General features: G+C 68.9%; 12 protein-coding genes and 1 tRNA gene. All 13 read left to right on the forward strand.

The window, feature by feature from the left end; translation table 11 throughout:
* The first annotated feature begins 195 nt into the window (after positions 1-195).
* The gene (gene gspF, locus ACQKJZ_RS15795) at positions 196-1,419 is read left to right on the forward strand and encodes a type II secretion system inner membrane protein GspF (RefSeq protein ID WP_427732246.1); all 1,224 of its coding nucleotides are present in this window, start codon (positions 196-198) and stop codon (positions 1,417-1,419) included.
* Positions 1,420-1,436: 17 nt separating this feature from the next.
* Positions 1,437-1,892, forward strand: a complete 456-nt coding sequence (gene gspG, locus ACQKJZ_RS15800; protein WP_427732226.1) for a type II secretion system major pseudopilin GspG — start codon at positions 1,437-1,439, stop codon at positions 1,890-1,892.
* An 86-nt stretch (positions 1,893-1,978) separates the two neighbouring features.
* Positions 1,979-2,479 (forward strand): GspH/FimT family pseudopilin, encoded by a 501-nt coding sequence (locus ACQKJZ_RS15805; RefSeq protein WP_427732248.1) that lies wholly within the window; start codon positions 1,979-1,981, stop codon positions 2,477-2,479.
* A 145-nt stretch (positions 2,480-2,624) separates the two neighbouring features.
* Complete coding sequence (gspI, locus tag ACQKJZ_RS15810; protein WP_427732228.1) at positions 2,625-3,008, forward strand: type II secretion system minor pseudopilin GspI; 384 nt, start codon at positions 2,625-2,627, stop codon at positions 3,006-3,008.
* A 47-nt stretch (positions 3,009-3,055) separates the two neighbouring features.
* A complete protein-coding gene (gene gspJ, locus ACQKJZ_RS15815; RefSeq protein WP_427732230.1) occupies positions 3,056-3,760 on the forward strand; it encodes a type II secretion system minor pseudopilin GspJ in 705 nt (234 codons plus the stop codon).
* Positions 3,753-4,742, forward strand: coding sequence for a type II secretion system minor pseudopilin GspK (gspK, locus tag ACQKJZ_RS15820; RefSeq protein ID WP_427732232.1), 990 nt, complete (start codon positions 3,753-3,755; stop codon positions 4,740-4,742). Before gspJ ends, gspK begins: the two co-directional genes overlap by 8 nt.
* Positions 4,742-5,824 carry a type II secretion system protein GspL gene (gspL, locus tag ACQKJZ_RS15825; protein WP_427732234.1) on the forward strand — a complete coding sequence of 361 codons (1,083 nt, stop codon included), beginning with the start codon at positions 4,742-4,744 and terminating at the stop codon, positions 5,822-5,824. Before gspK ends, gspL begins: the two co-directional genes overlap by 1 nt.
* A complete protein-coding gene (gene gspM, locus ACQKJZ_RS15830) occupies positions 5,821-6,294 on the forward strand; it encodes a type II secretion system protein GspM (protein ID WP_427732236.1) in 474 nt (157 codons plus the stop codon). Before gspL ends, gspM begins: the two co-directional genes overlap by 4 nt.
* Positions 6,294-7,016, forward strand: coding sequence for a type II secretion system protein N (locus tag ACQKJZ_RS15835; RefSeq protein ID WP_427732238.1), 723 nt, complete (start codon positions 6,294-6,296; stop codon positions 7,014-7,016). Before gspM ends, ACQKJZ_RS15835 begins: the two co-directional genes overlap by 1 nt.
* Before the next feature lie 64 nt (positions 7,017-7,080).
* A tRNA-His gene (locus tag ACQKJZ_RS15840) sits at positions 7,081-7,157 on the forward strand.
* 132 nt (positions 7,158-7,289) lie between these two features.
* The gene (locus ACQKJZ_RS15845) at positions 7,290-8,336 is read left to right on the forward strand and encodes a Glu/Leu/Phe/Val dehydrogenase dimerization domain-containing protein (RefSeq protein WP_427732240.1); all 1,047 of its coding nucleotides are present in this window, start codon (positions 7,290-7,292) and stop codon (positions 8,334-8,336) included.
* A gap of 255 nt (positions 8,337-8,591) precedes the next feature.
* Positions 8,592-9,047, forward strand: a complete 456-nt coding sequence (locus ACQKJZ_RS15850) for an SUF system Fe-S cluster assembly regulator (RefSeq protein ID WP_427732242.1) — start codon at positions 8,592-8,594, stop codon at positions 9,045-9,047.
* The coding region (gene sufB / locus ACQKJZ_RS15855; RefSeq protein ID WP_427732244.1) for a Fe-S cluster assembly protein SufB at positions 9,047-10,163 on the forward strand (1,117 nt) is incomplete at its 3' end. The genes ACQKJZ_RS15850 and sufB, both read left to right, overlap by 1 nt.

Genomic DNA, 10,163 nt, shown 5'->3' on the forward strand with positions numbered 1-10,163 from the left:
CTATTTTTGGCTGGTTGAAAAGGCTGTGCGCTGCCGCGCACGAGGCACCTCTGCGTCCTCTGCGCCTCTGCGCGAACCTATTCTTTCTCCGCGTCTCCGCGTCTCCGCGTGAATTAGAATGGCCATTCCCCACGTCTCGCAGTAACTGGACCCCCGCCTTCGCGGGGGAACGGCCCTATGGGAAAGCCCGCTGACATGGCCGGGTTCGACTATGTCGCCATCGACACCAAGGGCGCGGAGAAGCGCGGCTTTATCCCCGCCGAAACCGCCGACGCCGCCCGCGCCGCGTTGGAGAAACAACGCCTCTATGTCGTCTCGGTCAAGCCGGGCAGCGGCGACACCGCCGAGCGCCGCCCGCTGTTCGGGCTAAAGCTCGGCCGCGCGCGCATGTCGGTCAAGCAACTGACCCTCTTCACCCGCCAGCTCGCCACGCTCAACCGCGTCTCGCCGTTGGAGGAATCGCTCCGCACCATCACCCGCCAGACCGAACAGGAGCGCGTGCGCGCCATCGTCGCGACGGTGCATCAGGGTGTCACCGAAGGCCGTCGCCTGGCAGACGCGATGGCGCGCGAGCCGAAGAGCTTCCCGCCGCTCTACCGCGCAATGGTCGCGGCGGGCGAGAGTTCGGGCACGCTGCCGACGATCCTCGAACGGCTGGCGGCCTTGCTTGAACGGCAGGCCGAGATTCGCGGCAAGCTGATCACCGCGCTCGCCTATCCGACGATCCTGGCGGTCGTGGCGATGGGCGTCGTCACCGCGCTGATGATGTTTGTCGTGCCGCAGGTGGTCGAGCAGTTCGACACGGTCGGGCAGGAACTCCCTTTCCTGACGCGCATGGTCATCACCGTGTCGGACCTGCTGGTCGGCTGGTGGTGGTTGATGGCGGGCCTGGCGGCGATCGTCGGCGTCGGCTTTTGGCGGGCGTTGAAGGTGCCCACGATCCGGCTGTCCTTCGATACCTGGCTGCTCAAGCTGCCGCTGCTCGGCCGGCTGCTGCGCGACCTGCACGCCGCGCGGATGGCGCGCACGCTGGGGACGATGGTGGCGAGCCGGTTGCCGCTGCTCGAAGGGCTGACCCTGACCGCCGGGACCATTCACAACCGCCGGTTGCGCGTGGCATCCGACGCCATCGTCGATTCGATCCGGGGCGGCGGCAGTCTGTCGGCGGCGATGCGGCGGGCGGGGGTGTTCCCGCCTTTGCTCACCTATCTGGCGGCCAGCGGCGAGGCGGCGGGTCGACTGGACGAGATGCTGGAGCGCGCCGCCGATTATCTGGAGCGCGAGTTCGACCGCTTCACCGCCACCGCGCTCTCGCTGCTGGAGCCGGCGATCATCGTCGTGATGGGCGGCGTCGTCGCGACGATCGTGCTATCCATCCTGCTGCCGATCCTCCAGCTCAACACGCTGGCGGGGCAATGAGACGAGAGGACATGTTGATGCGTACCCCAACCCCTCGGCGTATTCGCCGCAAACGCCCTGCCAACGGCTTCACCCTCGTGGAGCTGATGGTCGTGATCGTCATCATCGGCTTGCTGGCGACGATCGTCGCGCTGAACGTCCTCCCCTCGGGCGACACCGCACGCGTGCAGAAGGCCAAGGCCGACATCGCGCAGATCGAGGGCGGGCTGGAATTGTACAAGCTCCAGAACCTGACCTTCCCGACGACGTCGCAGGGGCTGCAGGCGCTGGTGACGATGCCCGCCGGTCTCGCCGATCCGTCGCGTTACCAGAAGGGTGGCTATCTGAAGAAGCTGCCCGACGATCCCTGGGGGCGTCCGTATCTCTATGCCTCGCCCGGCCAGCATGGCGAGGCGGATGTCTGGACCTACGGCGCCGACGGCAAGGAAGGCGGCGAGGGGATCAACGCGGATATCGGCAACTGGGATAAGTGAGCCCGCGCGCCCGCCTGGATGCCGGGAACGGCGGCGGGCTGGGCCTGCGTGGGGAGGTTCGGGCGTGGCCTTCGACTTCGCTCAGGCTGAACGGAGCGGGGGCACCGGTCCCAACCTCCGTTCGCACTGAGCGAAGTCGAAGTGCACGGGCCAACGGCTTCACCCTGGTCGAACTGATGATCGTCATCACCGTCATCGGGCTGGCCTCGGCGATCGCGGTCTGGTCGCTGCCCGATCGGCGCGGGCGGGTGGCGGACGAGGCGTTGAAGTTCGCCGCCCGCGTCCGCGCCGCGCACGACGTGGCGGTGGTCGAGGCGTCGCCGGTCAGCATCTGGGTCACGCGCGGCGGCTATGGCTTCGACCGGCGCGCGGACGGCGCATGGAGTCCGATGACCGCCAAGCCCTTGCGCGTGGCGCAATGGGAGGACGGCACCCAGGCGCAGATTCCCGACGCCAGCGGCCGCGTGCGGATCACCTTCGACGTGACGGGGCTGGCCGACCGTCCGGTCGAGCTTCGCCTGACCCGCGAGCGGGCGAGCAGCATCGTGCGGATCGGTGCGGACGGCATGGTGCGCGTCGATGGGTGAGGCATCCCACATTCCTCCCCTGCAAGGGGAGGTGGCGCGGCGCAGCCGTGACGGAGGGGTGTCGCCGCTTGCGATTCCAACCCTCGCTCGCGGCTACACCCCTTCGTCAGGCCTCCGGCCTGCCACCTCCCCTTGCAGGGGAGGAATGGAAAGCGGCTTCACGCTCATCGAGATCATGGTCGCGCTCGCGGTGTTCAGCCTGGCGGCGATGGCGCTGGTCCGGCTGGAGAGTGCGACGATTCGCGGCGCCTCGATCCTTGACGAGACGCTGGTCGCGCAGATGGTCGCGCGCAACGTCGCCATTTCCGCCGTCACCGATCCACAAGCCCCCGCGCTCGGCCGGACGACCGGGGCGGAGGTGAATGGCGGGCGCAGCTGGAAATGGACGCGGATCGTCAGCGGGACGGGCGATGTCCGCGTCGTGCGGATCGACGTCGCGGTCGCCAATGCCGGGGGCAGCATCGTCGGACGGATGACGATGGTGCGCCCGCCCATGCCACAGGCGGCGATCGGGGTGGCGTCGTCTTGAGACACATGGCCTGCCCGTTCCCCCGCGAAGGCGGGGGCCCAGTATTCTTGACGCCGGCTGCGGCAACGGGGAGCGAAGAAAAACTGGGCCCCCGCCTGCGCGGGGGTACGGGGCAGGGCGGCTTCACCCTGGTCGAAGTCATGGTGGCGCTGCTCATCTTCTCGATGCTGGCCGCCGCCGCCGTGGCGATCCTGTCGCTCAGCGTGCGGGCGCAGGGCGTGACCGGGCAGCGGCTGGATTCGATGGCGGCGGTCAGCCGGACGACCGCGATCCTGTCGGCCGATCTGGCGCAGGCGGTCGACCGGCCGACGCGCGACGAGGGCGGGGTGCAGACGCCTGCCATGGTCGCCGGACCCGATGCGATGCGGCTGGTGCGCGCCGGCTGGAGCAATCTCGACGATGCGCAGCGGCCGTCGTTGCAGAAGGTCGCCTATCGCCTCAACGGCGACGTGCTGGAGCGGGTGGCGTGGCCGCTACTCGACGGGGCCGCGCCGATGGAGCCGGCCGCGTTGATGGATCACGTCCGCGAGCTGCATCTGCGCTACCGTTTCCAGGGGGCCTGGCTGGAGCAATGGCAGGGCGAACCGGGCGTCGCCTTGCCCCGGGCGGCCGAGGTGACGATCGTGCGCGACGACGGCCAGATCTTCCGCCAGCTGTTTCTGGTCGGCACCGGCTATCGCAACGCCGCCGGCACGGTCGGCGGCCCCGGTGCCACGCCGACACCCACTCCGACCCCGACGCCCGGTGGCTGACCATCGCCCCAAGTCCAGCGAGCGGGGTGCCGCGTTGCTGACCGTCCTCATCCTGGTCGCGGTTATCGCGGTGCTGGCCGCGACCGCGCTCGAAAAGCTGCGGCTGGCGACCCGGCTGGGCGGCAATGCGGTGGCGATCGAGCAGGCGCGTGGATACGCCTATGCCGCCGAGGCGCTGGCAATGATCCGCATCGGCGATCTGCTGCAACAGGCGCAGGGGCGCGTGTCGCTGCTGGGCGGATGGAGCGACCGTCCCTTCGCCCTGCCGCTCGGCGGGATGGCGGGCGGCGGCTCGGCGGTGGCGCGGGTGACCGATGGCAGCAACTGCTTCAACCTGAACGGCCTGGCGAGCCCGCTGCCCGGCCAGCCCGGCGTGCTGATCGGCAATGCGGTCGAGGTCGCGCATTTCGCCAAGCTGATGCGGCTGCTGGGTATCCCAGGCCAGGTCGCCGAGCAGGTCGCCACCGCCACCTCCGACTGGATCGACAGCGACCAGAACCCGCAAGGCGGCGGCGCGGAGGATGCGCTCTATCTGACCCGCGATCTGCCCTATCGGACCGGCGGCGCGATGATGGCGGATGTCAGCGAGTTCCGTATGGTCAACGGCGTCACGCCCGAGCTGTATGCGCAGTTACGCCCCTGGATATGCACGCTGCCCCAGGCGACGCCGACCATGGTCAACATCAATACGCTGGCGCCCGAACAGGCTCCGCTGGTCGCGATGGCGCAGGTCGATACGATTTCGCCCGGCACCATCGCACAAGCTCTTTTGCGCCGTCCACCGCAAGGCTATGCGGACGCGGGCGCATTCTGGGCGCAGATACCGGGGGCGAGCGGGGGCGGCGGCGTGGCGACGACCAGCGGCTGGTTCAATCTGCGCATCACGGTGATGCTGGGCAGCGTCCGGGTCGACGAACGCGCGCTGGTCGATGCGCGACAGGGAATGCCGCAGTTGGTGGCGCGGATTTGGGGGGAAGAGTGATGAGTGCGACCAACCTCCTGTTCCTGCCGCCGGGCGAGGGCGGCGACTATCGTTGGATGCGGATCGAGGACGCGCGCATCGCGGCGAGTGGTGAGGGCCTGCCCCAGGGTGACGGTGAGGTGATCGCGGTCGCGCCCGCCGATGCGGTGTCGCTGCACTGGGCCGACATCCCCGCGCGCTCGACCGCGCAGGCCGCCGCCGCCGCGCGGCTGCTGGCGGCCGAGGTCAGCGCCGCGCCGATGGGCGAACTCCATGTCGCGGTCGGCGAGGACGAGGATGGCGGCCGCCCGATCGGTATCGTCAATCGCGGCGCGATGGTGGGCTGGCTGGCGCGGCTGGGCGCGGCGGGGGTGGACCCGGTCGCGGTCGTGCCTGCGCCGTTGCTGCTGCCGCGCCCGGACGAGGGCTATGTCCGGGGCGATCTGGCGGGGCAGGGCGTGGTGCGCGGGCGTTCGTCGGGCTTCGCCGACGAGCCGGGCTTTACCGAGATCGTCACCGGCGAGGCGCCGCTCGCCGATCTGGACGCCGACGGGATCGAGGCGGCGCTGGGGGCGGTGGCCACTGCGCCCGCGCTCGACCTGCGGCAGGGGCCGTTCGCGCGGCGGCGCGGCTTTGCGATCGACTGGCGGCTGGTCAGGCGGCTGGCGTGGCTAGGTGTCGCCATTGTCGTCGTCACGCTGGCGATCGATCTGGTGAAGTGGACCAAGTACAGCTTCGCCGCCGACGCGACCGAGGCGAAGATCGAGCAGGTCGCGCGCACCGCGCTGCCGCGTGGCGAAACCCTGGTCGATGCCGACCGGCAGTTGACCGAGCGGCTGTCGGCGGTGCGCGGGCCGGGCCAGGGGTTCAGCCGGACGGCGGCGGCGATCTTCGCGGCGGTGCGCGGCGTGCCCGGCACCGAGCTGACCGCGCTGGACTTCCAGCCGAGCGGGGACGTCCGGCTGGGCGTGGCGGTGGACCGCGAGGCGCTGGCCACCGACCTGAAGCGCGCGATCGAGGCGCAGGGCTTCACCGTCCAACCGAGCACCTTCGTCGCGGCGAACGGGCGGATCACGGGAGAATTCACGGTGCGTGGGCGATGAAGGCGTTGAAACTCTGGTTCGACGGGCGTTCGCTGCGCGAGAAGCGGCTGTTGCTGGTCATGGGCGCGCTGCTGATCGTGACGATCATCTGGGGGGGCATCCTGCGCCCGATGAGCGACGGCCTGTCGAGCGCGCGCGAACGCCATGCCGATGCGGTAATCCGGCTGGGCGAGGCGCAAGTCATCGCCGCCGAGCTGTCCCAGCGTCGCCGCCGTCCGCCCGCGCTGTCGGGGACGCTGGCCGACACGGTGCGCGTCTCGGCGGAGCAGGCGGGCTTCACCCTCACCAGCCTGACCGAGGATGGTCCCGGTCGGGTCCGTGCGCAGATCGGATCGGCGCGCCCCGCCGCGCTGACGCCGTGGCTCGTCCGGCTGGAGCGCGGCGGCGTGCTGGTCGAACAGGCGACATTGACCGACAATGGCGACCGGACGGTCGGCGTTGCGCTCCTCCTGCGGACACGGGTGTCCTGATGCGCTTGCGGATGACCACGCGGCCATCGGTGCTGTTCGTCGCGATGCTGGTCGCGGCGCTGATCGTCTTCCTGCCGATGCGCCTCGCGCTGGGCGCGACCGGGCTGGCCGATCAGGGGCTGAGCGCGCGGCGGGTCGGCGGGACGATCTGGGGCGGCAGCATGCTGGAGGCGCGGTTCGGCGCGGTCGCACTGGGCGATCTGCGCGTGTCGCTGTCACCGCTCGCCCTGCTCGTCGGCCGGGCGCGGTTGGCGTTCGAGGGCGCGGGCGCCGATGGTCGCCCGATCATGGGTGCCGCGATGATCAGCCGCCATGCCATGGGTATCGACGGCGTCACCGCCAACCTGCCCGCCGCCGCGCTGTTCGCGCCGTTGCCGGTCACCATGCTGTCGCTGGAGGACGTCACCGTCCGTTTCCGCGACGGCGTGTGCGAGGAGGCGGGCGGCCGCGTGCGCGCGACCGTGACCGGCGAGGCGGGCGGGCTGCCTTTGCCGCCGACGATGATGGGCAATGCCCGGTGCGAGGCCGGCGCGCTGCTACTGCCGATGACGGGGCAGGGCGGGACCGAGGCGGTGAACCTGCGCATCCGCCCCGATGGCCGCTATACCGCGGACCTCGTCTTGACCCCCGGCGATCCGGCGGCAGCGACCAAGCTGGAGCAGCTGGGCTTCGTCGCGGGATCGGGCGGCGGTTATCGCCTGTCGGCGCAGGGGAGATTTTGACGCGGGCGCTTTTTGAGCGCTTGACGAAGCCGGGTGATCCCGTTTAGGGGCGCAAGCCTTCGCGGCGACCGTAGTTCAATTGGTTAGAGCGCCGGCTTGTGATGCCGGAAGTTGCGGGTTCAAGTCCCGTCGGTCGCCCCATTCTTATTCGGCCATATTCTGGCCACGGCACCGGCCCCTTTCGCGCCCGTGTCCCCCCTCAATCCTCACCGATAGGGTGGCCGGGTCGGAAGACTCGGTCCGGTTCCGCTTTTGTCGGACCGAAGGACGAGCATGACGAACTGGGGCTTTCCCGATTTCGACGCGCATGAAGGCGTGCACCTGTTCACCGATCCCACGTCGGGTCTGCAGGCGGTCATCGCCGTGCACTCGACGCATCTCGGCCCGGCGGCGGGCGGGGCGCGCTTCTGGAACTATGGCACGCCCGCGCTCGCCATCACCGACGCGCTGCGCCTGTCACGCGGCATGAGCTACAAGAACGCGATGGCGGGTCTGGCGCTGGGCGGCGGCAAGGGCGTGGTCCTGGCGGCGAAGCCCGGCGACGTCATCACCACCGCGCAGCTGGAAGCGTTCGGCCGCGCGGTCGAATCGCTTGGCGGTCGGTACGTGACGGCCGAGGATGTCGGCATGTCCGAGGAGCGGATGAAGGTCATCGCGACCCAGACGCGTTATGTCTCGGGCCTGCCGGTGGCGAGTGGTGCGGCGGGTGGCGACCCCGGTCCCTATACCGCGCACGGCGTCTATCTGGGCGTCAAGGCTGCCGCCAAGCGCGGCCTGGGCGCGACCGATATGAAGGGCGTACGCGTCGCGATCCAGGGCGTCGGCTCGGTCGGTGGCGGTCTCGCCAAACTGCTGGCCAAGGACGGCGCGGTCCTGACCATCGCCGACGTCAACCATGCGCGCGCCGAACAGATGGCGGCGGAACTGGGCGCGAGCGTCGCCTCGGCCGACGAGATCCTGTTCGCTGATGTCGATCTGGTCAGCCCCAATGCGCTGGGCGCAGTGCTGAACGCCGATTCGATCCAGCGGCTAAAGGCCAAGGTCGTCGCGGGCGGTGCCAACAACCAGCTGGCGACCCGCGAGGACGGCGCGCGCGTGGCGGAAGCGGGTATCCTTTATGCCCCTGATTACGTCATCAACGCGGGCGGCATCATCAATGTCGGCCTGGAATATCTGGGCCAGGGCGACGAGGCCGAGGTCATGGCGCGCATCGCCAAGATCCCGGAGCGCCTGGAACAGGTGTGGCAGCGCTCGGCCGAGACCGGCCATCCGGCCTCGGACGTGGCGGACGAAATCGCGCAAGGCCTGATCGGGCGCTAAACCTGCATGAGACTCACGCCCCTCCCGTAAACGGGAGGGGATGGGGGAGGGCAAGGCCACGGGCGATAGGCTCGGTGAGACTCCATGCCCTCCCCAAACCCCTCCCGTTTACGGGAGGGGCTTAAGAAGTGGGAAGTGTGGCGATAAGCCGCTCCCTCACTCACACCCATCGAAATTCCCATACCGAAACCCGGTTGACGAACCGCCCCTCCACGCCCATTTGCCAATCGGACCAAATCCATCCGATTGGAGACCATGCGCCTTTCCAGCCTAGCCGATTATGCGGTCGTGATGATGACCGCCGCCGCGCGCGAAGGCGCGGGCGGGCGGAGCAATGCGACCCTGCTGGCCGGGCAGACGGGCGTGCCTTTGCCGACCGCGCAGAAGCTGGTCAGCCGGCTGGCGGGCGCTGGCCTGATCGAGAGCACGCGCGGCACCGGCGGCGGCATCCGCTTGGCGCGGGAGGCCGACACGATCAGCCTGGCAGACATCGTCGAGGCGGTGGACGGCCCGATCGCGCTGACCGCCTGTGTCGATGGCGCCGCGCATGACTGTAGTCTGGAAATGCAATGTCGTGTCCGGCCGCATTGGCATGTCGTCAATCAGGCGGTACGCGCCGCCTTTTCCGGGGTGACGCTCGCGACGCTCGCCGCCGATCCTGTTGAATCGCAAGTGATGGGCGCGGATGCGCGTCCGGGGGTATTCGCCTGATGGCCACGAAGAATGCAGAGGCGCTCGCCGCCGCCAACAAGAAATATGAGTGGGGCTTTGCTACCGAGATCGAGCAGGACTTCGCGCCCAAGGGGCTGAGCGAGGATACGGTTCGCTATATCTCGGCCAAGAAGGGCGAGCCCGAATGGATGCTCGACTGGCGGCTGAAGGCGTTCCGCCTGTGGCAGACGCTGGAGAGCCCGGACTGGGCCAAGCTGAACATCCCGCCGATCGACTATCAGGACGCGTATTATTACGCGGAGCCCAAGCAGAAGAAGACGATCGCGTCGCTGGACGAGCTTGATCCCGAAATCCGCCGCACCTACGAAAAGCTGGGCATCCCGATCGCCGAGCAGGAAGTGCTGGCGGGCGTTGAGGGTGCGCGCAAGGTCGCGGTCGACGCGGTGTTCGACAGCGTCTCGGTCGCGACGACCTTCCGCAAGGAACTGGAAGCGGCGGGGGTGATCTTCCGTTCGATCTCCGAGGCGATCAAGGAATATCCCGATCTCGTCCGCAAGTGGCTGGGCAAGGTCGTGCCGCAGCGCGATAACTATTTCGCGACGCTCAACTCGGCGGTCTTTTCGGACGGGACCTTCGTCTACATTCCCGAGGGCGTCCGCTGCCCGATGGAGTTGTCGACCTATTTCCGCATCAACGCCGAGAATACCGGCCAGTTCGAGCGCACGCTGATCGTCGCGGACAAGGGGGCGTACGTCTCCTATCTCGAAGGCTGCACCGCGCCGATGCGCGACGAGAACCAGCTGCACGCGGCGGTCGTCGAGCTGGTCGCGCTGGACGATGCCGAGATCAAATATTCGACGGTCCAGAACTGGTATCCGGGCGACGAGAATGGCGTCGGCGGCATCTATAACTTCGTCACGAAGCGTGCGCTGTGCCAGGGCAAGAACAGCAAGGTGTCGTGGACCCAGGTCGAAACCGGCTCGGCGGTGACGTGGAAATACCCGAGCTGCGTGCTGGCGGGCGACGGATCGGTCGGCGAGTTCTACTCGGTCGCAGTGACGAACAATCGCCAGCAGGCCGATACCGGCACCAAGATGAGTCATCTGGGCAGGAACAACAGCTCGAACATAGTGTCGAGGGGGATTTCGGCAGGGC

The sequence above is a fragment of the Sphingomonas sp. NPDC019816 genome (genome assembly GCF_050274375.1).
Lineage (GTDB): Bacteria > Pseudomonadota > Alphaproteobacteria > Sphingomonadales > Sphingomonadaceae > Sphingomonas.

What these genes read in the sequence shown, in the direction of transcription:
- gspF (WP_427732246.1), top strand. Translation starts at nt 196, where the DNA reads ATGGCCGGGTTCGACTATGTCGCCATCGACACCAAGGGCGCGGAGAAG.
- gspG (WP_427732226.1), top strand. Translation starts at nt 1,437, where the DNA reads ATGCGTACCCCAACCCCTCGGCGTATTCGCCGCAAACGCCCTGCCAAC.
- gspI (WP_427732228.1), top strand. Translation starts at nt 2,625, where the DNA reads ATGGAAAGCGGCTTCACGCTCATCGAGATCATGGTCGCGCTCGCGGTG.
- gspL (WP_427732234.1), top strand. Translation starts at nt 4,742, where the DNA reads ATGAGTGCGACCAACCTCCTGTTCCTGCCGCCGGGCGAGGGCGGCGAC.
- gspM (WP_427732236.1), top strand. Translation starts at nt 5,821, where the DNA reads ATGAAGGCGTTGAAACTCTGGTTCGACGGGCGTTCGCTGCGCGAGAAG.
- ACQKJZ_RS15835 (WP_427732238.1), top strand. Translation starts at nt 6,294, where the DNA reads ATGCGCTTGCGGATGACCACGCGGCCATCGGTGCTGTTCGTCGCGATG.
- ACQKJZ_RS15845 (WP_427732240.1), top strand. Translation starts at nt 7,290, where the DNA reads ATGACGAACTGGGGCTTTCCCGATTTCGACGCGCATGAAGGCGTGCAC.
- ACQKJZ_RS15850 (WP_427732242.1), top strand. Translation starts at nt 8,592, where the DNA reads ATGCGCCTTTCCAGCCTAGCCGATTATGCGGTCGTGATGATGACCGCC.